Genomic DNA, 21,950 nt, shown 5'->3' on the forward strand with positions numbered 1-21,950 from the left:
AAAATATAAAAAGATGCTTGCGCTATAAAAGCGCAAGCATTGAGAGGGAAACCAATGTTAGGGTATTGCTAGGGGGATCAATGACTACAGCTTGCAAAGATTGCTGTAGCTATCCCAATATGAAAATGTCATTGCCTATCGAATATATAGGCAGCAACGGTAAAACTCAAGGGACAAATTGCTCAAGTCGGATAATGCCAAGCCGCTTGGCCTCAGCGATCGCTTCCGATCGAGACCTCACGTTAAGCTTTTCAAAAATCCGAGTTAAATGGTACTCTACAGTACGCTGACTCATATGCAGCTTTATGGCAATATCTTTGTTGCTATTGCCATACGCGACCTGCTGCAAAATATCCTGATCGCGTTCTTTGATTGATACTTCTTCAATTACTTTCTCAGCACGCGTAATTTTGACTTCGTTGCGTCGCAGCTGCTTAAGCAGTGAAATCGGAATTACCGCTTCCCCTCGCATAGCGCATCTAATGGCGTTATGCAGCTGTTCTCGCGAGACCGTCTTAGAGATAAAGCCGGAAACGCCGCATTCTATCAATAAATTATAGTGCGTGCTAATTTCATAACCAGTATATATGAGCACTTTGCGATCCGGATCTTGCTGAATCAAACGTTTTGCAAGCTCAAGACCGCTTATGCCTGGCATGTTCAAGTCACATAAAATAATGTCAAATCCTTCATTGCTAATCGCATCTAGCGCTTCCATAGCCGATAATACAACCGTCACCTTCATTTCAGGATCTTGTTCTATCATCGTTTTGGTGCCTTCTCCGACAGATGGATGATCATCAACTAATAAGATACGAATCACGCAGCAAACCCCTTTCCGATCGGCCAGTCGTCATATTTTGCGGCAATATAATAATGACCTCAAGACCTTTTCCACGTTTCGACCGGAATGTTATTTCACCTTCAAGGCTAGCGACCCTTTCTTTTATACCGGATAAACCCATATGCTCGAAAGAAGCCTCCATGTAATCGACATCCATGCCGACCCCATCGTCCTTATAGTGGAAATAAACGATGTTTGTTCTCTGCTCCAACTCTAACGTGACCAGATTGGCACGCGCATGCTTATCAGCATTGCGAAGCAATTCTTGGACAATGCGGTAAATCGCTGTAATCTGCTCTTCGTTAAGCAGGTTGTCGAAAGGCTTGGCCCGAAAATCGACCGCAAAATTGTTTCTCATTTGCGTATGCTCAATAATCGATTCCAATGCTTCAACAATGCCCATTTCCTTAAGAAGAGGCGGCCTTAACTCATTGCAGGTTTCTCGAATTTGATGGATGACATCAAGCAGTCCTTCCTTGATTTCGTCAAGCTCGACTTCAAGCTTTTCCGTTATCGGATGGTCCAGCATAAGTGCTTCCAGCCTTCGATACCACAATAATTGGTCTTGAAGCGCAGAATCATGAAGATCAGCTGCAAGCTTCCGTCGTTCATTTTCCGAAAGGCAAAACAACAATCTTAAAATCCAAGGTGTTGTAGCCTGCTCCTTCTTAACCTCAGATTCTAAATCCTCAATTAAGCTTTCAATCAAATATAAATTTTCAAACACGATACTTGCATAATTTGCAAGAGTCTTGAGCCAACGAAGCTCATCTGAATTAAAACGGGTATGGTTGGTTTTGGAGCCAATCCATACGATGTACTGCTTTGACTTCTGGCAGCCAATAATTAGTCCCAGACCATGGGGCAGCTCAACGACTTCCCCAACTTGAAGCGATTCAGTCACTTGCAGTAGAAAAATAGCGGTACTCTGCTCATCATCCTGCACCCCTGCTGGAATAACCAATGCTTCAACCTGGTCTACAACGAGAAAATCAATTCGGCTAGCTGGAAGCAATGCCCCAATTTCTTCTTTCAGCACCATCTCCAGATCATCCCGCTTCATGACTCGTGCAATTTTGCGCGAGAAACGATCAAGGCTGTCTTGGTAGCTGTACATCGCTTTAAAAAGCTTGGGACGAAATTTATGATCAATCTGCTCCTTGGAATAAAGAAACAGGGTCATAACAACGTAAATAATGAGGAAAATTTGAAGCCACCTGACCCAAGAAAATACAGTATCACTACTTACAATTGCAGCAATCATCATCGTAACAACAAGTGCAGGCAATAAAGACAGCAAGGTATAATACTTAAAGCGGGTCAATATAAAATCAACATCAAACAATTGGTTGGATGTTAATAAATAAAAGTAAACAATCGGCAGCACGAACAAAAAAGGTGCTGTGAACGCCGCTGGCAAAATTTGAATGTTTCCTCCCAGTAACGGCAATAAATTCATTGTCATGAAAGGGGTAAAAGCAGCCAAATGCGAGGCAAGCGTTATTTTAAATAAAGAGTTGAATCTGCTGCTCCGATAGTAAAAGAACTTCCTAAACAACTGATAGATACAAATAAAATTACCAACTATCAATGTACCATGATACACCATTCTGGCATTTAAGAATACTGCTTCCGGCATGTAATTCGTCCAAACATAAACTAAACAGAATAGTGAGGTTGAACCAAACACGATAATCATCGCTACAATCAGCTTTGGACTGATAAAGATGATACCATATCGCCGCAAGTAAATATTCATAAACAATAAGAAAAGAATGGCGACAAACGGAAGCACCGCGTACATGATGGTAATACCAACTAAATCACTGCGGTATGCAGCAACTGATGCAAAATAACTTATGCCTATTGCCGTAAAAAACAATATCAGCATAATCGCAGCTGTATCATGTTCACGCTTCTTGTATAAGAAAGTAGATAATCCGAGAAATAATAATAGAGAGCCCCAAGGAATATACAATTGAAGTAACAATTCTATTCCTGTGTGATCGCCATTCCAACCCCGATTAAAAGTGACTAACCTAAGCTCGCCACCCGCATTCAAAACTTGAACACTATCTACTCTCTCAATGGTTGAAAACTTAATGATATTGCGGTTCTGATCAGTTGGTTGTCCATTGACCTGTTGAACGATGTCTCCGACATTCAAGCCTTTAATTACAGCTTGTCCTGCTGGCTCAAGTGATTCAATTAAGTACTGACCTTGATCATTCTTAACTGTTACTGCGCCAATGAAAGGATCATTAATAATAACAATAGTCAGATAGCATAATAATGCGAATAACCCACTCAGGAAGAAAGATACTAATAGTTTCCTTGAGCGTAACAACTTCATCTTTCTCCCCCTAAACTCGTACAGCGGATTACCTTATGTCCAGTAGGCCAATTGGTAATTATCTTTCTTATCTGCTTGAATGCTCAGGGTTTCAAAAATTGCCTTCTTCTCCGCTGAAGTCACTCCAGCCATTTGCAAGTTCCCACTCATTGCTAAATCCATCATTTGCGAGTCTTTGGCTAAAGAACGAATAAATTCTTTCAACACTGGAACTCCTCCTTGGAATGTGTAAGGGTCTTTCTGTAGTTAACTATAACAGGAAATGATAGCCAAGCAAACGCAAATCTAATTCGTATTTACCGCAACTATCATTGCGGTGTCATTCGAAGGCTATTCTTTAGCCAATATGCTTAACAGCATTTCCTTATGCACGGCCACTTCCGGAACTGATTCAATGAGTTCCATAAAACGGTTATAATGCGTGCGCATCACAACTGAACCATATAGCATGGCACCAGATTTTTCATAAGCTTCCTCAAGCAGTCCGCGCTTATCTGCTATGTCAGCCTCATTCAAGCGACCTTCAAAGTAATCCCTAATCCACTTATGCTGGTCTACAGCGTCCTCAAGCATGTACATAGTAAGAAGCGTTTTCTTACGCTGCAAAAAGTCATTTTTCTCATCCCAGCGAAGCAGATCGCGAATGTCATTTTTAATTTGAGCCGCCATCCCCACTTCAACCGCATATTCCGCTACAATTGGATGCCAACCTCGGCCGGTAAGCATAACGCCCGTCATGCAGGCATTAACGATTAAGGCTGCCGACTTTTGCTTTATCGACTGAAAATAGGACTGCTCGTCGGACACAACGTTCATTAAATCCATCATTTGCCCGTTCGCCGCTTGCAGGAGTTGAAGATTCATCATTTTCATTGTTGTTTGTACATGGGAGCTATCGAATTCAGAATCCATCATCGCTTGCTGCGAAAGGGTCATGAAAGCAGCTGCAAGATGCAGTGCTATAGGCAGAGGAGCTTCAGACCAGGCTTGCTTTGGAGCATCCTGATCCTGTAAATCATCGAGAATATCGGTCGCCAGAATAAGGAATTCAACCGCTGCTGCCGCACGATATACTGCCGTCCCTTCACCGCCGAACATTCGGTAGTGGAGCACCGTCAAACGTCCAAAAGGAAGCTGCTCGTTCAGCCTGTCCATTAAAAATAAGTAGGCATACTGAATCAAAGAGTCCACTGTAAAATGTCGTTTGACCATCTCTCGCATTTCAAATTCGATTTTAGGTACACAGTCCTCCAACTTTAGACCCCCATCGTTTCAAGATTTTTCTATTTTACACGATGGAGTAAAAACGTACCAACATTTTTCAATATTTTAGTAATAAAACCCACCTTCCTCCTTGAATTCAACCGCTCCTGTTCTATCCCCTCCTCGTTTATTCGGCTCACCAGCACAGCGATCATTTCCATTCGTTTCCTTAACATGTCGGCACGATTGACAAATGGGCCAGTGGGGTCACGATCCCGGTTCATGAATGTTAAGCCCTCCTTCCAACTGTTGCTGTTACACGGCTCCCGCGTAAGCAAAATGGACATATACGGCTTCCATCGTTAAACCACCAGCTGGAATTTGCGAAATTAATCGCTTAGGGGTATCGCATTTCACTAAATTTCCTTGACGCAGCACAGCAATACGATCACAATGATGCTGCATTTCTCCCATGTCATGACAGGAAAGAACAATCGTTTTCCCTTGGCGCTTGAGCTCCAATATAATAGACCAATATTCTTCTCTCGCTTGCATATCCAGCCCCGTAGTCGGTTCATCCAGAAAAATAATCTTTGGGTTGTTGACGACAGAAATCGCCAGCGCCACGCGCTGCCGCCAGCCGCCAGACAAACGTCTAACAGGACGATCCAAGTAGCTTTCCAAGCCAAAACGGTCAATAATCTCTTTCATTTCGCATGAGCATTTATAGAAGGAGCGGAACATTTCCAGTGCCTCCCTCACATTCAGCTTATCCACCAGCGAGATACTTTGCAGATGAAGGCCAATATGCTCCTGAAGCTCGGTTGCTTCAGCAGCCGGATTAATGCCAAGCACCTCGATTTGTCCCTTGTCGGGCTGACGCAGTCCCATCAGCATTTCGAGCAGCGTCGTCTTTCCAGCCCCGTTCGTGCCGATAATGCCAAATAACTCCCCCTCTTTTATGTGCAAGGAAATATTATCGACTGCCTGATTCGAGCCGTAAGCTTTACATACCGAGTCTACCTTAATCATTGTCCTTCTCATCTAATTGTCGCCTCCCTGATTGATAAGACGTTCTGGCATAACCCCGTTTCTCTGATCTTCTGCCGTAAACCACCGCTTGTCTTATAACCTTACCCCATATGAACGGTAATTTCACCGTAAAAAAACGCAATCACCACCGCAATTTGTTTGCGGTTCCGCAACTTTTTCAAGGAAATTGATAGATTTATATGAGTAAAACCCAGAAATATGACTTGTAATGTAAGTTTTTATTCATTAACCCTCCCCACTAATATCGAATCGAATACTTCATAATTTTAGTATATTAATCAAATAAAAAGGAAACCTACAGTAAATTTTCATTTTTTACATCGAAAATGGTTATCCACAGCTTTGTCCACAATCAGACGCAAATTGTTAGTAAATTCTGTCGACATTTTCCGACGTAAATAAAGGATTTGTAAACGTTAACGTAATCAATTTTTAATGCCGTCGATTTTTTCGAATAATTATTCACACTATCCACAATTCCAGTGTCGACAAAGTGAAAAAACTATCCACTTTCCACGAACAGCCCATCCCCAGTCAAACCCTTGATTTTACGTATAAAAAAGAACTTATCCACAAAGCTTAACGCACTGTGAATAAGTCCCATTCTCGAGCTTGCTATTAAATTACACTTTGTTCATTCGCCCGCTTATTAATGGTCAGCATCGCTTGATTGCAGGCAGCGACATATGCCTGTGCGGCTGCATATACGATGTCGCTATGAATCGAAGTTCCACGATAGCGCTCACCATTGTTGACAATGGTCACGACCGCCTCACCGTGTGCATCCTCGCCTGTGGACAATGAATGGATTTCCAGATCCTCAAATTCTGCCGCAACAGGGATCGCTTGCTGAATGCAGTGAATGACGGCTTCTAGAGGTCCATCGCCAGTTCCTGTATAGGAATGCTCGGTACCCAGATCATTTTCACGAATTGTCACGGTCGCAATACGGGATTTATGGCTGCCCGACAGCACCTGCAGATCGGTCAGCATATACGGATCGGGCTGAGTCGCCGTCATTTCGCCAGCGATGCGAATCAGCTCATTATCCGTCACCAGCTTCTTCTCATCGGCAACTTGCTTGAAGCGATTGTAAACATTGACAAGCTCCTCGCCTTCTACGGGTATCCCGTATTCCGACAGGCGATGCTTGATTGCATGACGGCCGGAGTGTCTGCCCAGCACAATCATGCTGCGCGGAATGCCCATCGCCTCCGGGTCCATAATTTCATACGTATTGCGGTTTTTCAGAAGGCCATCCTGATGGATGCCAGACTCATGCTGGAACGCATTGCGACCCACAATTGGTTTATTAAAAGCAATCGGATAATGCATCGCCCGGCTGACCATCCGCGACGTTTCATAAATTTCGCTTTGCTCGATCCGCGTCTCCATTTGCAGCACCGATTTCCGAGTTTCGATAATCATCGCAATTTCCTCCAGTGAACAGTTGCCAGCACGCTCTCCAACGCCATTGACGGTAACCTCTACCTGCGTCGCACCTGCACGAATGGCCGCCAGGCTGTTCGCTGCTGCCATCCCCAAATCGTTATGGCAATGAGTGCTGTAGCGAACCGTTTCTCCTCCTCTAGCCAGGCGACGAACAGAGCGGAACATATCGTCGATTTCATCTGGCATCGCATAGCCCAGTGTATCCGGCAGATTGATGATCGTCGCACCTTCGGCTATAGCCGCTTCGACCAGTTCTACGACAAAATTGCGATCCGAGCGCGTTGCATCCATCGCTGAAAATTCAATTTCATCTACGAACTGCTTACCGTAGGCAATCATCTCACGGGCGATTTGCACGACCTCCTGACGTGTTTTGTTCAGCTGATGCAACAGATGAATATCAGATGAGGAGATGAAAAGATGCAGTCTTCTTCTTGCTGCATCCTGCGTCGCCTTGATCGCCGCATCAATATCGACCTTCATCATGCGGGCAAAGCCGGCAATTTCAACATGCTGAAGCTCGCGGGAAATTTGCTGAATCGCTGCAAATTCGCCGGGGCTGGAAATAGCAAAGCCCGGCTCGATGACGTCAATACCCAGCTTACCTAACTGGCGGGCGATAATAATTTTACGTTCAGGATCAATGGAAGCGCCCGGAGACTGCTCGCCATCTCGCAGCGTCGTATCAAAAATTTGAATTTTTCTCATGCCGTTATTCATATCATTTACCGTTGTCATCGTTATGACCTCCTGAAATTTTAGTTAGCTATAGCTACAACTGCAACCAAGGTGAAACGGCTGTCGCTGTCCTTTGGCGGCGCGGCGCGTTTCATTACGAGAATATAAGCTGTTTATAAGAGTGAAACTTATAAATGCTTATATAAAAAAAAGCCTGTCGTCTCTAATTGAAAGAGACGACAGGCTTTTCACCCACCGTGGTACCACTCTAATTGGCCGGACCCTGTATGCGCCTTGAGCAGAAAAGCCAGAGCGGCTTCTCCTTTCAGGCTGCCGCTGGATGGATGATTCCATACCTGCCGCATTCGCGCGGGTCCAAACCCGCTTGATGCCCGGTCACGGGGGCTGATTCCGTAACGATGTACACCTATCAGACTCACAGCTAGCCTTAGCCGCCTGCTCCGATTGTTCCATCGTTCCGCTCCCAGGCGAGTTCGAACGTAAGCTTCGACTGCGTCGCACCATCCCGCAGCTCTCTGCAGCGCTTCCTTGTCGACCATCCAGCAGCTTGATTATCCGCCTGCCGCTTCCCATTCAAGGTTCACGCTATTATCCCGCTTTATCGCTCTACTACTCCTGTTCCTTGCGTTTACTGTATGTGATTTCAGCTTCTCATGCTGGTTCATGTCTAGCTTGCCTGCTTGCTCCTGTCATTGCTTGCTTTCAACTTTTAACTTTGAACTTTGAACTTTGAACATCCAAACAACAAGAAAAGCCTGTCGCCTCTTGAATAAATCAAGAGACGACAGGCTTATTACAATCCTGCGCGGTACCACCCTTGTTGACCCTCCGCTTTGCTATCGCAGCAAATTAGAAAGCCCACCTTAGGCACATCATCAACTCCGGATGTTGATTGATGCGCACCCGATTACGGGGGTTAGCCGTGACAGTGTAGTAAATCCGGCTATCCATGGTTAGCCAGTTGTTCCACTGTTCCGCTCCCAGGCGAGCTTCAGGCTTCCGTCGACTGCGTTGCACTAGCCCGCAGCTCTCTGTTCATTCCGGGAATGGCCCTACTATTCCTGTTCCTTGCGTTTGCAGAATATGAAGTTCAAAGTATTGTTGCTTATTATATGTCTTCAAAAATGAGATGTCAATCACAGCACTCAAAAAAATTTCGCGCAGCCATCAGTCTAGCTCTGCGCCTGCGGCGCCATCCAGCTTTCTAGGCTAAAGCTCGGCTCAGCTTTAAGATCAAGCGACGAATATTCGCCGCGCTGCCATTTCAGGAAAGCGGCGGCGCCAATCATCGCCGCATTATCCGTGCATAGCGTCAGCGGCGGAATAAACAGCGGCACGCCTTCGGCTCCGCAACGGGAAGTCAGAGCTGCCCGCAAACCGCGATTCGCTGCAACGCCTCCGCATAGCAGCAGCTGCTTGGCGCCATAGGCGCGAACGGCGCGAAGCGCTTTTTCAACAAGCACCTCGATGACCGATTCCTGAAAGCCTCGTGCTAGAGCTGCTTCATTCAGCGTATCCCCGCGCATTTGCGTCTGATTAATAACAGCGAGCACCGCCGACTTCAAGCCGCTGAAGCTGAAATCATAGGAATCCGCCTCCAGCCACGCCCTTGGCAGCGCCAGTGCCTCCGATGCATCGGAGGCCAATCTGTCAATATACGGCCCGCCCGGATAAGGCAGCTTGAGCGAACGGGCTACTTTGTCGTAAGCTTCCCCAACCGCATCGTCGCGCGTGCGACCAATCATGCGGAAGGAGCCTTCATTTTCGAGCAGCACAAGCTCCGTGTGCCCGCCAGAAACGACAAGCGCCATACACGGATACTCCAGTTCATGGACGAGCTGGTTAGCGTAAATATGTCCCGCTATATGATGGGTCCCGATTAAGGGCAGGTCGAGCGCCATCGCCAATGTTTTGGCAGCTACGATTCCAACAAGTAGTGCTCCGACTAGTCCCGGTCCCTGTGTCACCGCAATTGCCGATAAATCCTTCAGCAACACGCCCGATTCAGCAATCGCTTGCTCAATCATCAGCGTAATGACCTCAACATGCTTGCGTGAGGCAATTTCCGGCACAACGCCGCCAAAGCGCTGATGCACCTCGATTTGGCTCGAAATGACGTTCGATAATATATGCTTTCCATCCTGAATAACGGCAACGGATGTTTCATCACAGCTCGTCTCAATGGCAAGAATAACGCCTGACTTGCCTTCATTCGCCGCTGTCGTCATTCCTTCCTGCTGTTGTATGCTCAATGGTCCCACCTCTCTTCCCGGACGCCCAAGCTGCTCGTATCAAGCTCCGCCCACATAATGAGCGCATCCTCCTGATTATCTGAATAATAGCCGGGACGGACGCCTGACGATTCAAAACCAAGACTGCGGTAAAGCCGCTGCGCCACCACGTTTGATACCCTAACCTCCAGCGTCATTTTGTTCGCGCCGAAAAATACCGCCGTCCGCTGAAGCTCGCTCAGCAGCAGCTTTCCAAGTCCCTGTCCGCGATGATCCGAACGAACCGCTACATTCGTCACATGCGCCTCGTCCACGATTACCCACATGCCCGCATATCCGATAACTTGCTTCTCGTATTCCATCACCATATATTTGGCAAACATATTATTCGTCAATTCATTCGTAAAAGCTTCCGCAGTCCACGGGCCTGTGAAGGCCTCCTGCTCGATCGCCACAATAAACGGTATATCCTGCAACGTCATGGCCCGATAAATAATCTCATCCCGATTGATTTCTCTCATCATGACTCCGCATCCTTTACTCGAGCCGCGTCCACATCGGCATTAATGACAGACACTAGAGAAGCCGATTGAGCGGCCAGCTCTTCCGCTTCCTTTGCAGCCTTTAGGGCAGCCTCTTTTTCTTGCAGCTTAACTTCCGCCTCATGCAGTTGCGTGTAGTTGGGCGCAAGCGTATGGAGGTCATCTGTATCGCCTTCAAGCAGCCGTTTCCGCCCCAGCTCAGCTATCGCACGGCCCTCCAGCTCATAAGGAAACAGACCAACCTCTACACCTGCTACTGCACAGCCTTCCACAAGCCGCTGCGCCTCCACCTCATGTAGCTTAAGATCGCCAGTGATGTAAATTTTAGCAACATCGTTAGCCTGCTTCTGAACCTGCTCCAGTAACTGATCGACCCAATCCCGCATCAGCCTGATTCCATCCGCCGCCTGGCGTTCCCATTGCTCGCCATATGCATAGGAGAAGCTTGCCGTATATACTTGGCCGCGCCTTGCATCCATGATAGGAATGAACCATACTGCACCCTTGTTCATATTAGGATCAGCCGACTGAATTTGATGCAGCACTGATGGAATCAGAGCATCCGTTTTTTTAAATCGCTCACATGCCCCGTAAGCAATCGCTTCAAGGCTGGACAGCGCTACTAACGGCTTATCCCAGGCCCAAGCAAGCGTCTTAGCAGCCGTTACTGCAATTCGCATGCCCGTGTAAGAGCCTGGGCCACCGCCTACAGCGATGCCGCCAAGCGCATCCCTGCTTACACCGCAATCCTCAAGCAGCTGCTTTAAATGCGTAATAATATAAACGGAGTGATTGCGCTCCGCAAAGGATTGAATTTCACCTAAAATCCGATCACCTTGAATAACAGCTGCCGCAAGGGCAGCCGTCGAGGTATCAAATGCTAATATGGGCTGCTGCGCATGTTCAACCATTTTGCTTCCCTACTTCCCTGTCATTCAATAACTGACACCAGCCTGCGTAGGCTTCTCCGATGCCTTTCAGCCGAATTAACCGCTGCTCGCCGCCCATATGCTCCAAATACAGCTCTAAACGCTCCTCAGGCAATAGCTCTTCGATCAAGCTTGCCCATTCCACTATCGTCACGCCGCTGCCATAAAAATAGTCGTCAAGCCCCAGCTCGTCCGCTTCTTCAAGAGAAACACGATAAACATCCATATGATAAAAGGGCATTTCTGCGCCTTCATATTCTTTGATAATCGTAAAAGTAGGACTATTCACTATACCCTGCACGCCAATCGCTTTGGCAAAAAACTGTGAAAACGCCGTTTTCCCAGCACCAAGATCGCCGTCAAGCGCCAGCAGCGTGCCAGGCTTTGCCCATGAGGCAATAAGCGTCGCGAGCGCTTCCGTATCCTTCGTGCTGCTCGCCCTCCACTGTGCCTCTCCAATCGCTGTCTGCATCATATTCACCCAATTTCATATCTTAAAATGATTATAGCCTCGCTTGGCAAGCGGCATACGTTTGGCAGCGGCTCCGCCTACATTCGTTGCTTTGGCCGGCAATGACAGCTCCAGCTCCACGGAAGGAGCACCCTGCCTCACCTCGCCAACCATATAAAACGGCAAGCCTTCAGCGCGGAATGCTTCCCGGGCTGCCTGCACATCAGCGGCTTCCATTGTGCCTAATAGCACATAATCCTCACCGCCATAAAGCATCCACTCCAGTGGATCCAATCCGACATCAGCCGCATAAGCAGCCATACTGCCGCTGCGTGGCAGTAAATCTTCCTTAAGCACAAGGCAGCACCTTGAGGCTTCGGCAATTTCCCATGCTTCACTGGCTAGTCCATCGCTCACATCATTAAGGGAATGGCAGCTGCCACGCTCTAGCAGCAAACGTCCCGCTCGCACGGAAGGCGCTGGGCGGCAATGAGCCGCTATAAGCACTGCCGCTCCGCGTTCCTCTTCATGCTCTGCATTAGTGTACGCTCCCACAGCGCTTACTGTTTGCATATCTCCAGCAGATTTCATCCCGCTGGCATCATCAGCTTCGGCCGCTTCCCTTGCTTCGCTCACCGCCTGCTCTTGCTGCTGCCGCGCCTGCTTTCGCGCGAGCAGCAAATGCAGGCCTGCCGCCGACAGACCGACGGCTCCGGTCAGCACAACCGCGTCTCCGGGCTTCGCCCCGGAGCGGCGCAAAGCCCGCCCAGCTTCGACGGCTCCCGTCACCGTCACCGCAACAACCAAGTGCTGCGGCGAAGAGGTCGTATCGCCGCCAACAATCGCGACGCCGTAATCCGCGGCGCACGCATAAAGCCCATCATAGATCCGGGCTATTCGCTCCGGCCCATATGCCGCCGGCACGCTCACAGACACGAGCGCATGCCGCGGCAAACCGCCCATTGCCGCGATATCGCTTACGTTCGCGGCAAGCGCCTTATATCCGATATCCTCATCCGTCATCGTATAAGCATTAAAGTGCACCGTCTCCACCATCGTGTCGACGGCCATCAGCAGCTCCAATGGGCCTTCCAGCTCATCGGCCATCTCCGCAGGAGCAATAATGGCCGTATCATCGCCAATACCGAGCGTCACGCCTCTTTGCTGCTGCCAATGTGCCGGCTGTCTGCCCGCCGTCCAATGGCTGATGCTTGCAAACTCATCCAAAGCTTAAACCCCTTTGCTAATGAATATCACGCTTCTTAAAGCGTCCGCCCTTTACATCGTGAATGTTGCCGACGGCCAGAAATGCAGACGGATCAAGCTCCTGCACGATGGATTTCATCTTTGCTTCCTCCAGCCGGGTGATTACGCAAAAAATAATCCGTTTTTGCCCGCCCGTAAAGCCGCCCTCGCCATGCAAATATGTGACGCCGCGGCCGAGACGGCTCATAATAGCTGCCCCAATTTCCTGCCAGCCCTCGCTAATAATCCAAACGGCTTTCGATTCCTGAAAGCCTTCAATCGTAATGTCGATCATCTTGAACGCTATGAAGTAAGAAAATAGGGAATACATGGCCCGATCCCAACCGAATACAAAACCGGCGCTGCACAATATAAAAAGATTAAAAAACATGACGACCTCGCCTACTGAAAACGGCAACCGCTTATTGCTCAATATCGCAACAATTTCCGTCCCATCCAGCGAGCCGCCAAAACGGATCACGAGTCCGACCCCCGCTCCCAATATGACACCGCCGAAAATAGCGGCCAGCACATATTCGCTCGTAATGGCCTGCACCGGATGCAGTAAAAACGTACCCAGCGACATAACGCTGACGCCATATAACGTCGATAAAGCAAAGGTCTTCCCGATTTGCTTGTACCCTAGCAGCAGAAAAGGAAGATTCAATACAAACAAAAACAAACCAAGCGGCAGCCCCGTAAAATGGGATACGATAATAGAAATGCCTACGATACCGCCGTCGATAATGTGGTTCGGTACTAGAAAAATCTCTAAAGCTACAGATACTAGGGTAGCCCCAATTGTAATAAATAGAATTCTGCGAATAATATCCAGCTTGGATAAAGTATGATGCTGCACACCCATATGTATCAAAGCTCCCCCTTTAAACATCTATCCCCATATTACATGAAGATAGAGAAGATTCAAAGAGAAAGCAAAATCCTCCTGCCCTTTCCGCCTGTTCTAGGCAGAAAATGCAAGAGGATCTGGGGTTAGCCGATAACCGCGAAAGTTTGTACCCCTGCCGGTATGAATGCTGTACGGAATAGTACGCCATTCGAATTGTACAAACGAATCGTGTAAGACACTGAAGTCAGCGTCTGGATCTGGTTAAACCTGACGACACCAAAGCGGTCAAATGAGGCAACCGCAACGACATTATCGCCTCTAAACAGACGGGCAAAAAATCCAGTCGTATTAAACGGCACTCCATTGTTTGTAACCCACACAACCGTCAGACGGTTAAAGGTCGGGCCTCCGCTTTTAAAATTCTTCGTCCGCTTTACCTTGCTGATGACTTTTCCGGAGCCCTTAGGGCCGAGAAACGGGGGAATCATTTTCATAGACATTACAACACTCCTTTATGCGCTTGTCACCTTAACAGCTTATGCAGCATATGGAATGCTCGTATAGTCAAGCCCCCAATCTAGCAAACCCATTTATATCATTGCTTATTAACAGCTCCGCGGGAAAAAGCTGCCTTTTCAAGAAAGACTCTCTCTTTGACCTTATAGCTCCTTGACCCTATAGCTCTTTGACAATCGTCAAATACATGTCGTCCTTGAGCTCAATTTCAATAGGATTAGCCGTATGCGAGCCGTCGGCTTCACGAATAATGCGTACGCGCGGACGATGCAGAGCCAGCTCATTGTTCGCTGTCACGACGGCAATCTGTCCCGTACTGAGCAGCAGCGTCGTCGCCACCGGATAAATGGAAATATGGCGGCAAAAGAGCTTAATCAGCTCAAAATCAAAGTATGTATTGCCAGCCGCGAATAGAAATTCGATGGCTTCCGTTGGTGTATATCTTTTGCGATAAGGGCGCGGTGAAGTCAGTGCATCATATACATCGGCAAGTCCGACTATTTGAGCGAACATATGAATATCATCATGCTTAAGTCCGCGCGGATAACCCGAGCCGTCATAACGCTCATGATGCTGCAAGGCGCAGTGTGCCGAAACAAGGGAAATGTCATGATATTTCCGCAAAATATCGAAGCCCTCCATGGCGTGGCTCTGCATCATTTCGCGGTCTGCTGCGGATAGCGGCCCTTTAGTCGCCAGCAACGGCTGCGGCAGCTTCGTCATACCGATATCAAACAGCAGCGCGCCAATTCCCAAATCCTCTAATTGATTGCGATTAAAGCCCTTCGCAATGCCAATAACGCCGGCAAGCACTGCCACATTGACCGAATGCTGAAACAAATAGGCATCCGCCGAATGAATGCTCGTCAAATTGACCGCTACATTCGGCCTGCTCGCAAGATCCTGCATAATGGACCCGAAAACCGAGCGGAATGTCCGGCCAATATCCGGCGCAATCGTCCGCCCCTTTAGAGCGGGCTCCTTGAATGCATTCATCGTTGCAGAAACAGCCTCTGCCGCTTTTTTGCGCGTCTCGTCGCGTATGGTGTCCTCCGGTATAATATCTTCCGTGTCCTTATCTTCGATAAACACAGAATCATAGCCCAAATTTTCAAGCCTGCTAATAAAACGGTCATTCATTTCCACGCCTGCGCCGAGCAGCACGCTGCCGTTATCTTGAAAAATAGTTTTGGCAAGCCTGTCCCCCGGCTGTACCATGCCAATCTGAACTTTTCTCATTTCCTTGTTTCCCGCCTTTAACCATGTTAACGCTAGTAATCGGCATCTATTATTTGATCGCTATCATCCATGCATGAATAAACCAATTCCACAAGCAAAAACGACTTTGTCGTCCTTCCATAGCGATGAAGAGCTTTGCCTTAGAAATATAAGCCCATTTATAAGTGTGAAGCTTATAAATGCTTATATTTCAAGTGTAAACGGCTGAAGCCGTCCCTGCTGGCAAATATACTTGCTAGTTTGCGGGCAAACGTCCGGCAAGCAGCTTCTCAAGACTAGGTGCTAATTGCAGAAAATTACGAAACTGCTCATATTGCTCCCATTTTTTCGCCTGTGTGCCTGACTCGCCGCGAACCGCTCGAATAAGCAGATTTTTGGGCGTATGCTCTGGATCAACAAACTCCAGCATTTGAACCTTATAACCCAGCACCTCAAGCAGCGTGCCGCGGGCCGCATCGGTTGCAATTGCAGCAAACCGTTCTTTCAGCAGTCCTTGCGATAATATGGGGGCAAGTGCGTCGCTGCTCACTTGCTTAAATAACTCATGCTGGCAGCATGGCACGGACATAATAACCGCTGCTCCCCAGCCGACAGCCTTGGCAAGCGCTGCATCGGTAGCCGTGTCACAAGCATGAAGCGTCACAACCATATCCGCTTCGCTCACACCTTCATAATCGGCAATATCTCCTACCATAAATGTCAGTTTATCATAACCGAGCTTATGTGCAAGCTCCGAACAAAAAGTGATGACATCCGCCTTCAAATCGAGGCCGATAATGCGGATATCCCGTTTCTGCTCTACCGCCAGCAGGTAGTAAAGAGCAAACGTCAAATACGATTTTCCACAGCCAAAATCAATTATGGTGAGCGGCTTGTCCTGCGGTAGCTGAGGCAGCACATCGGAAACCATTTCCAGGAAGCGGTTAATTTGCCGGAACTTATCCTGCTTCTTCGCATGAACCTTGCCCTCCGGCGTCATAATGCCCAGCTCCACCATAAATGGAGCTGCCTGCCCTTCCGCAATCACGCGCTGCTTCTGACGGTTGTGCTGCTGCTCCGTGCTGGCTGCAGTAGCAGTGGGCGGCTTTCTGAGCAAGGTCGGCTTGCCTTTTTTACTAAGGAGCAGCTGTATGTCTGCTTCTTGCGTTTTGAGCAGCGCTTGCCGATATTGCTCGCCAAGCAGCTCGACCAGCTTCGCTCCCGCATCCTCAGGAAGCCAATTGTTATGTATAACCTTATTCGCATAATGGGCTTCAAATTGATAATGAAGGCCATTTTTCAATTGTACGGGACGTATGATGATTTTGGGCGCTGCATCTCCATCCTTGCGGCGAAGCTGGCTCAGCGTTCCCTGCAAAAGTCCGCCCGTTTCTGTCAGGCGGCAAATATCCTGCTGCCACTGTTCTGTCATTGCTATTGCTCCATCTCCAGGCTGCTAAGCCCTGTTCTGATTTCCTCAATCGGCAAGCCTCCAGCAGCGAGCTTGTCCTCCTGAAACGGAAGCAGCCGCATATAAAACGCGGCGACCTCGTCCTTGCTCGCTGCGCCATCCTCTAGCAGCTCATACCAAATATTTTCGGCCAGTGCAAAAGCGCCCTCCGCTTCATGCCACTGCGCAACCAAGCGCTTCGTTCGAGAAGAAAGCTCGTATGGCGACAGCTTGCCGAGCAAAATCGCCGCCTCATCGCTCGAATTGGCAAGCGTCGGCGGCGCGTCAATGAGTGAAAGCCGCATAAACAAATGCAGAGCCTTTAAATGGTGCGTGAAGCTTTCCGCTTCTTTGCCCAAATCCTCATACAGCTCCGCCTCCTGCTTGAACAAAATCGCAATGGCCTGAATATTGTCCGTTTCTACAACGCCATTTTTCGTCATAACTGCAAGCAAATCCTCGTCTGACAACGTACGGATCAGCTTGCCGCTTAGCCCAAACCTGCGATCCAGCAGCTCGTCGATAACGACAAGCGCGTCCGCCTGCTTCAGCTCTCGCCTCAGCTGCATTACTTGTCCGACCGCTTCCGTCATCTGCTCAATCATACGCATAAAATAATCTCGTTGAAACATCGCTTCTTGCCTCCTCCTCTACGCAAATTCCCGCTCCTGCGCTTGAATTAGTCCCTATTTATTATAGTGAAGCAATAAAGCTGCGGATTGCCTTTGCGCATGCTTCGGGCTGCTCCACCATGCTCATGTGGCCGGCATCTTTAAGCAGCACCTGCGTAATGGAGGGGCCGTCCCATAACAGCGTCCGCTCCGGTGGAACGATTTGATCCTCTTCTCCGGCAAGCAGCAGCACAGGAAGCTTTGCTTCACGCAAAAGACTCGTCCGATCGGGCCTTGCTTTCATTCCGGCCGCTGCAGCGATCGCTCCTGCTCCACCCGTCTGATAGCCAATCGCCTTCACACGCGCCACCTTGTCTGGCAGCTTGACCAAATTATCCGGAGCAAACAGCTTTTGGGACATGCCGTCAATGACCTGCTTAAGCTTGCCCTGTTTAATTAAATTTATCGTATTGTCCCGATTGTCCTTAGCCGCCTCACTGTCCGCGAGTGCTGTAGAATGTACGAGTCCAAATGCCGTCAACCGATCCGAATGCCGCTCTGCAAAAGATAGTGCGATGTAGCCGCCAAGCGAATGGCCTAGCAGGCATATTTTATCTAAGCCAAGATGTACAAGAATAGCGTAAAGATCATCTGCATACACTTCCATAGCAGCTTCAAGATCGTCAGAGGCCGAAGATAGGCCATGACCGCGCAGGTCAGGAATTATCAAGCGTGATTGCTGCGTCAGCATCGGTGCAACTTCTTCCCAATAAGCCGAGCTGCCGCAATAGCCGTGCAGCAATACAAGTACGGAAGAAGAACTTCCTGTATCTGTATCTGTATCTGTATCTGGATCTGAGCCTGCTGCTCCAGCTTGCCATTTTAACGCTTCTGAGTCGTAAAAGCAAAGCTCGGTACCATCCTCAAGCATTAGCTTTTGATTCGCCAGAGAAACTCCATTAGCCAAAATAAACACGCTCCTCTTCTGTCCAGTTTAATACGCGTTTGCTTCCTGGCCATGCCCCAGCTATCGCTGCTGCTAATTGCTCTGCCATTCGCATGACGTGATACAGCGATGTCGTCTGAAGCGTTATGTAAGGCTTGTGGCTTAATGCATTCACAACACCTGCAATGCTGTAATGTCCAACAGGAGGCAATCTTCGGCCCGTTGCTGCTCCCGGCTGGAGCGAGCCCGCCATCGCCAGAAAGCTTCCAACCGATTGCGGCTTGCCCAGGCAAGCATCAATCGCAATGACGACTGCATGATTTTCAGCCATGAGAACCGCCTGTTCTACGGCATAGGCATCACAGGGCTTCTCCATTGTGCCAATAACATGCTCCCAGCCCTGCTCTTGCAGCAGCGTGCCAACGAGAGGCCCGAAGCAATCGCCTGTTGAACGGTCTGTACCAATACATACGAAGGAAACCTCGCTTCTATTCGGGTACAGGCTGGCAATCGGAGCCAGAAATTCAGCTAATTCGAGATTGAAACGATTTGCCTGCTTCATCTTTCTGCTCCTTTAAGCTTTAAGCTATGCTGCCTCATTCCATTTATCTGCGTTCCTTTATGCTCTAAACTAAACTTCCCTATCCTGCTATTAATTGTATCGGATTTATGGGCTCTATTCAATTTTTCTGATGCCCCATCCTAAATTATGTTACAATGACGGCATTAGTATGAAACAGCAGGCGCATGCATGCCCTGAATGATGAAGGAGGATTTACCCATGCTTGATCTTGAACAGCAAACGCCGCAAAATATTGAATTTATGATTGATGCCATCAAAGCAAAATTAAAGATGGCTTCGGCTGCCGCTATGCAGGCTACCCATTTCAACATTACGCAATACGAAGACATTAAGGATTTGTATGAGGTTGTTGCAGGCAAAGAAAAATTCAGTATCAGTGAAGTAGAGGCCCTTGTAACAGAGCTAGGCAAGCTAAGGAACAAGTAATACAGCCCTTCAAGTAATACCATTAAAATACATTATATTACACCCATCGACAACACAAGAAAACCGGTGCACTCGCAAGAGTTGCCCCGGTTTCTTTGTTTTATTCTTCTGTCGTTTCGGATTCCTTGACTGCTACAGCTGCTGCAGCTTCAAGGGACAGTGAAATGGCTACTTGCTTCTGCTCGCCTTTCAGGAAGAAGGCAAGGCGCTCCAGTTTCTCGGCAAGCTCAGCACCGCTAAGCGTTATGTTCAAGTTATAGTTGAACTGGTCGGCTGGAAGCTTAAGCTCCTGCTGAGCGTAAGAGGGCTGTCCCCTCCATCCACGTTCAAATCCACCATTCGATTGTGAGGACAAATGATCCGGAACCGGATAGAACTTGTCCGACTTATTTACAACCCGCTCATAGATGCGGAGTTTCTTAAGAAGCATGTAATACTGAGCGGAATGCTTGAAATCCCAAGCTTCACGGATATCCTTAAGCGTATAATCCATTTTCCACCTTTTTAGCTTTTCCACTTGCTCATCCGAATTCAACTGTAAAAAATCCTCTAGCGGCATAATAGTTTCTGGCATATAAACTCCTCCATCTAACTTGTAATGTTGACGATCACAATAAAAAAATAGCAACGCAAATACTATTTTTAATCATATAAAAAATACCATAATTTTTTACACTTTTCAAATTAATTATTTCACAGATTAAAAGCTGGCTCTCAACCCCTCAGGATTAAAAGCCAGCTTCACCATTCAGCATACCTTATTCAGTTTGCAAACCTATGGAAAACAGGAACTTTTGGAAGCTTGCTTTTCCGGCATCGTTGCGTTTGTACACACCCGCATCCTTCAGTACATCAAGGAACTTCGCGCCCGTCTGCGCCTCTACATACGCCTTAGCTTCGCTCTCCGAGCAGGACGTTCCATAACGCGCTGCCAGCTCTCTAATCCACTCTGCATGCTTGTGAAGCGGATGAGTGCTTTCCTGCAGGGAAGCATCAATAGTCGCCTCTCCCGTCAAGTAGGCGGCAATTTGACCGAGCTCTGTTGCCAGTCTGCCTGGCAGCACAGCAAGACCCATCACTTCAATCAGGCCGATATTTTCTTTTTTGATATGATGCAGGTGCTGATGGGGATGAAAAATCCCATCGGGATGCTCGTCGCTTGTCCGATTGTTGCGAAGCACGAGATCGACCTCATACTCGCCGTTGTCACGTAGTCTCGCGATCGGTGTAATCGTATTATGCGGAATCTGTGCCGCATCCGCAGCCCCAGCGGTAAATGCGAGAACGTCCGCATCCGCGTCGCTGTATTCGCGCCAAGCATCAAGCAGGCTGCAGGCTGCCTTATGCACATCAGCCTTCGAAGCGCCATTGACCCGCACGACGGACATTGGCCAGCTTACGATGCCGTATTTGACGCCCGGCAGCTTCGGATTAACGAAGCTTGCTTCCACTCCTGCCGCCTCCATCGGGAACGTATGACGTCCGGCTTGGAAGTGGTCATGGCTTAGAATAGAACCGCCCACTATCGGCAAATCCGCATTGGAGCCAATAAAATAATGCGGATACTGCTCGACAAAATCAAGCAATCTCGCAAACGAGGAATGCGAAATCGCCATCGGCTCATGTGCGCCTTTGAATACGATGCTGTGCTCGTTGTAATACACATAAGGCGAATATTGAAAATACCATTGCTCAGCCTGCAAGGTCAACGGCAGCACGCGCAGATTTTGCCGCGCAGGATGATCGGCGCGTCCGGCGTAGCCAACATTTTCAGCACAGAGCAGGCACTGTGGATATTTGGATTGCGGCAGCGTCTTGAGCAGCGCAATTTCCTTAGGGTCCTTCTCTGGCTTGGACAGGTTGATTGTAATCTCCAGATTGCCATAATCCGTATCGTACAGCCAGTATTTATTTTTGCGTATGCGATCCATACGGATGTAGTTGGAGTCAATATTCAGCTTGTAGAACGCATCCGTTGCCTTGGAGATGCCCTCTGCTTCTGCTGTGCGATTGAAAGCAGCTACTGTTTCCGAGGGACGCGGCATGAGCAAGCCCATAATGCGAGCATCCAGCAAATCGCGATAGGTCGTAATATTTTCCTCAATCAGGCCAATGCTGTGGCCATAATCGAGCAGTTCCTCCAATATCGTTACTGCGCTATCCAGCTGCTCCTCAGCTATTGCGCCTTCATATGGCTCCGTAAAGCCGAACAAATCAAGCAGCGCATTGCGGGCAGCATGAATGTCCAGCTTGTGAAGCAAGCCCTGATGCTCAGCAAAACCAATCAGTCGTTCAATATTTATAAGCGCCTTCCCCGCATTAGCGGCGGCTGTCTGGCTGTCTGTCAT

24 protein-coding genes are annotated in these 21,950 nt (G+C 48.3%); 1 reads left to right on the top strand and 23 read right to left on the bottom strand.

Features of this window, described 5'->3' with window-relative positions:
* Nucleotides 1-166: 166 nt before the first annotated feature.
* From V5J77_RS21805 to yyaC, 21 genes are all read right to left on the bottom strand, one after another.
* The gene (locus V5J77_RS21805; RefSeq protein ID WP_046229099.1) at nucleotides 167-823 is read right to left on the bottom strand and encodes a response regulator transcription factor; all 657 of its coding nucleotides are present in this window, start codon (nucleotides 821-823) and stop codon (nucleotides 167-169) included.
* A complete protein-coding gene (locus V5J77_RS21810; protein ID WP_338552942.1) occupies nucleotides 801-3,197 on the bottom strand; it encodes an ATP-binding protein in 2,397 nt (798 codons plus the stop codon). Before V5J77_RS21810 ends, V5J77_RS21805 begins: the two co-directional genes overlap by 23 nt.
* A gap of 33 nt (nucleotides 3,198-3,230) precedes the next feature.
* Entirely contained in the window at nucleotides 3,231-3,404 is a 174-nt protein-coding gene (gene comX, locus V5J77_RS21815; protein WP_338552943.1) for a competence pheromone ComX, read from the bottom strand.
* A gap of 123 nt (nucleotides 3,405-3,527) precedes the next feature.
* The gene (locus V5J77_RS21820) at nucleotides 3,528-4,451 is read right to left on the bottom strand and encodes a polyprenyl synthetase family protein (RefSeq protein WP_338552944.1); all 924 of its coding nucleotides are present in this window, start codon (nucleotides 4,449-4,451) and stop codon (nucleotides 3,528-3,530) included.
* Nucleotides 4,452-4,480: 29 nt separating this feature from the next.
* Nucleotides 4,481-4,684, bottom strand: coding sequence for a hypothetical protein (locus tag V5J77_RS21825; protein WP_338552946.1), 204 nt, complete (start codon nucleotides 4,682-4,684; stop codon nucleotides 4,481-4,483).
* Between the two features lie 31 nt (nucleotides 4,685-4,715).
* Nucleotides 4,716-5,444 (bottom strand): ABC transporter ATP-binding protein, encoded by a 729-nt coding sequence (locus tag V5J77_RS21830; RefSeq protein WP_338552947.1) that lies wholly within the window; start codon nucleotides 5,442-5,444, stop codon nucleotides 4,716-4,718.
* Between the two features lie 627 nt (nucleotides 5,445-6,071).
* The gene (locus V5J77_RS21835) at nucleotides 6,072-7,643 is read right to left on the bottom strand and encodes a 2-isopropylmalate synthase (protein WP_338552948.1); all 1,572 of its coding nucleotides are present in this window, start codon (nucleotides 7,641-7,643) and stop codon (nucleotides 6,072-6,074) included.
* A gap of 188 nt (nucleotides 7,644-7,831) precedes the next feature.
* The gene (locus V5J77_RS21840; protein ID WP_338552949.1) at nucleotides 7,832-8,023 is read right to left on the bottom strand and encodes a hypothetical protein; all 192 of its coding nucleotides are present in this window, start codon (nucleotides 8,021-8,023) and stop codon (nucleotides 7,832-7,834) included.
* Nucleotides 8,024-8,031: 8 nt separating this feature from the next.
* Nucleotides 8,032-8,181 carry a hypothetical protein gene (locus V5J77_RS21845; protein WP_338552951.1) on the bottom strand — a complete coding sequence of 50 codons (150 nt, stop codon included), beginning with the start codon at nucleotides 8,179-8,181 and terminating at the stop codon, nucleotides 8,032-8,034.
* A gap of 595 nt (nucleotides 8,182-8,776) precedes the next feature.
* On the bottom strand, nucleotides 8,777-9,832 hold the full coding sequence (gene tsaD / locus V5J77_RS21850) for a tRNA (adenosine(37)-N6)-threonylcarbamoyltransferase complex transferase subunit TsaD (protein WP_338556980.1): 1,056 nt from the start codon (nucleotides 9,830-9,832) through the stop codon (nucleotides 8,777-8,779).
* Between the two features lie 20 nt (nucleotides 9,833-9,852).
* A complete protein-coding gene (rimI, locus tag V5J77_RS21855; protein WP_338552952.1) occupies nucleotides 9,853-10,359 on the bottom strand; it encodes a ribosomal protein S18-alanine N-acetyltransferase in 507 nt (168 codons plus the stop codon).
* On the bottom strand, nucleotides 10,356-11,288 hold the full coding sequence (gene tsaB / locus V5J77_RS21860; RefSeq protein ID WP_338552954.1) for a tRNA (adenosine(37)-N6)-threonylcarbamoyltransferase complex dimerization subunit type 1 TsaB: 933 nt from the start codon (nucleotides 11,286-11,288) through the stop codon (nucleotides 10,356-10,358). The genes rimI and tsaB overlap by 4 nt, the downstream gene beginning before the upstream one ends.
* A complete protein-coding gene (tsaE, locus tag V5J77_RS21865) occupies nucleotides 11,281-11,781 on the bottom strand; it encodes a tRNA (adenosine(37)-N6)-threonylcarbamoyltransferase complex ATPase subunit type 1 TsaE (protein WP_338556983.1) in 501 nt (166 codons plus the stop codon). Before tsaE ends, tsaB begins: the two co-directional genes overlap by 8 nt.
* Before the next feature lie 12 nt (nucleotides 11,782-11,793).
* Entirely contained in the window at nucleotides 11,794-12,984 is a 1,191-nt protein-coding gene (locus V5J77_RS21870; RefSeq protein ID WP_338552955.1) for a thiamine-phosphate kinase, read from the bottom strand.
* Nucleotides 12,985-13,000: 16 nt separating this feature from the next.
* Entirely contained in the window at nucleotides 13,001-13,867 is an 867-nt protein-coding gene (locus V5J77_RS21875; RefSeq protein ID WP_338552956.1) for a YitT family protein, read from the bottom strand.
* Between the two features lie 128 nt (nucleotides 13,868-13,995).
* Complete coding sequence (locus tag V5J77_RS21880; protein ID WP_338552958.1) at nucleotides 13,996-14,352, bottom strand: hypothetical protein; 357 nt, start codon at nucleotides 14,350-14,352, stop codon at nucleotides 13,996-13,998.
* A 175-nt stretch (nucleotides 14,353-14,527) separates the two neighbouring features.
* Entirely contained in the window at nucleotides 14,528-15,607 is a 1,080-nt protein-coding gene (locus V5J77_RS21885) for an HD-GYP domain-containing protein (protein WP_338552959.1), read from the bottom strand.
* Between the two features lie 235 nt (nucleotides 15,608-15,842).
* Nucleotides 15,843-17,018, bottom strand: a complete 1,176-nt coding sequence (locus V5J77_RS21890) for an SAM-dependent methyltransferase (protein WP_338552960.1) — start codon at nucleotides 17,016-17,018, stop codon at nucleotides 15,843-15,845.
* Nucleotides 17,019-17,020: 2 nt separating this feature from the next.
* Complete coding sequence (locus V5J77_RS21895; protein WP_338552961.1) at nucleotides 17,021-17,668, bottom strand: DUF6483 family protein; 648 nt, start codon at nucleotides 17,666-17,668, stop codon at nucleotides 17,021-17,023.
* A gap of 61 nt (nucleotides 17,669-17,729) precedes the next feature.
* Entirely contained in the window at nucleotides 17,730-18,614 is an 885-nt protein-coding gene (locus tag V5J77_RS21900) for an alpha/beta hydrolase (RefSeq protein ID WP_338552962.1), read from the bottom strand.
* Nucleotides 18,607-19,155 carry a spore protease YyaC gene (gene yyaC, locus V5J77_RS21905; protein ID WP_338552963.1) on the bottom strand — a complete coding sequence of 183 codons (549 nt, stop codon included), beginning with the start codon at nucleotides 19,153-19,155 and terminating at the stop codon, nucleotides 18,607-18,609. Before yyaC ends, V5J77_RS21900 begins: the two co-directional genes overlap by 8 nt.
* A gap of 219 nt (nucleotides 19,156-19,374) precedes the next feature.
* On the opposite strand from yyaC, the gene V5J77_RS21910 reads away from it, so the two are divergent.
* Nucleotides 19,375-19,602, top strand: a complete 228-nt coding sequence (locus tag V5J77_RS21910; protein WP_338552964.1) for a DUF1128 domain-containing protein — start codon at nucleotides 19,375-19,377, stop codon at nucleotides 19,600-19,602.
* A gap of 100 nt (nucleotides 19,603-19,702) precedes the next feature.
* Here the strand turns inward: V5J77_RS21910 and V5J77_RS21915 are convergent, their stop codons facing one another.
* The gene (locus V5J77_RS21915; RefSeq protein WP_338552965.1) at nucleotides 19,703-20,176 is read right to left on the bottom strand and encodes a hypothetical protein; all 474 of its coding nucleotides are present in this window, start codon (nucleotides 20,174-20,176) and stop codon (nucleotides 19,703-19,705) included.
* Nucleotides 20,177-20,360: 184 nt separating this feature from the next.
* Nucleotides 20,361-21,950, bottom strand: coding sequence for a UDP-glucose--hexose-1-phosphate uridylyltransferase (locus V5J77_RS21920; protein ID WP_338552966.1), 1,590 nt, complete (start codon nucleotides 21,948-21,950; stop codon nucleotides 20,361-20,363).

The organism is Paenibacillus sp. KS-LC4, from assembly GCF_036894955.1.
GTDB lineage: Bacteria > Bacillota > Bacilli > Paenibacillales > Paenibacillaceae > Pristimantibacillus.

Bases quoted from the DNA above. Each gene is read 5' to 3' on its own strand.
- V5J77_RS21810 (WP_338552942.1), bottom strand. From the start codon at position 3,197: ATGAAGTTGTTACGCTCAAGGAAACTATTAGTATCTTTCTTCCTGAGT.
- V5J77_RS21825 (WP_338552946.1), bottom strand. From the start codon at position 4,684: ATGAACCGGGATCGTGACCCCACTGGCCCATTTGTCAATCGTGCCGAC.
- V5J77_RS21830 (WP_338552947.1), bottom strand. From the start codon at position 5,444: ATGAGAAGGACAATGATTAAGGTAGACTCGGTATGTAAAGCTTACGGC.
- V5J77_RS21835 (WP_338552948.1), bottom strand. From the start codon at position 7,643: ATGACAACGGTAAATGATATGAATAACGGCATGAGAAAAATTCAAATT.
- tsaD (WP_338556980.1), bottom strand. From the start codon at position 9,832: ATGACGACAGCGGCGAATGAAGGCAAGTCAGGCGTTATTCTTGCCATT.
- rimI (WP_338552952.1), bottom strand. From the start codon at position 10,359: ATGATGAGAGAAATCAATCGGGATGAGATTATTTATCGGGCCATGACG.
- tsaB (WP_338552954.1), bottom strand. From the start codon at position 11,288: ATGGTTGAACATGCGCAGCAGCCCATATTAGCATTTGATACCTCGACG.
- tsaE (WP_338556983.1), bottom strand. From the start codon at position 11,781: ATGATGCAGACAGCGATTGGAGAGGCACAGTGGAGGGCGAGCAGCACG.
- V5J77_RS21875 (WP_338552956.1), bottom strand. From the start codon at position 13,867: ATGGGTGTGCAGCATCATACTTTATCCAAGCTGGATATTATTCGCAGA.
- V5J77_RS21880 (WP_338552958.1), bottom strand. From the start codon at position 14,352: ATGTCTATGAAAATGATTCCCCCGTTTCTCGGCCCTAAGGGCTCCGGA.
- V5J77_RS21885 (WP_338552959.1), bottom strand. From the start codon at position 15,607: ATGAGAAAAGTTCAGATTGGCATGGTACAGCCGGGGGACAGGCTTGCC.
- V5J77_RS21890 (WP_338552960.1), bottom strand. From the start codon at position 17,018: ATGACAGAACAGTGGCAGCAGGATATTTGCCGCCTGACAGAAACGGGC.
- V5J77_RS21895 (WP_338552961.1), bottom strand. From the start codon at position 17,668: ATGTTTCAACGAGATTATTTTATGCGTATGATTGAGCAGATGACGGAA.
- yyaC (WP_338552963.1), bottom strand. From the start codon at position 19,155: ATGAAGCAGGCAAATCGTTTCAATCTCGAATTAGCTGAATTTCTGGCT.
- V5J77_RS21910 (WP_338552964.1), top strand. From the start codon at position 19,375: ATGCTTGATCTTGAACAGCAAACGCCGCAAAATATTGAATTTATGATT.
- V5J77_RS21915 (WP_338552965.1), bottom strand. From the start codon at position 20,176: ATGCCAGAAACTATTATGCCGCTAGAGGATTTTTTACAGTTGAATTCG.
- V5J77_RS21920 (WP_338552966.1), bottom strand. From the start codon at position 21,950: ATGACAGACAGCCAGACAGCCGCCGCTAATGCGGGGAAGGCGCTTATA.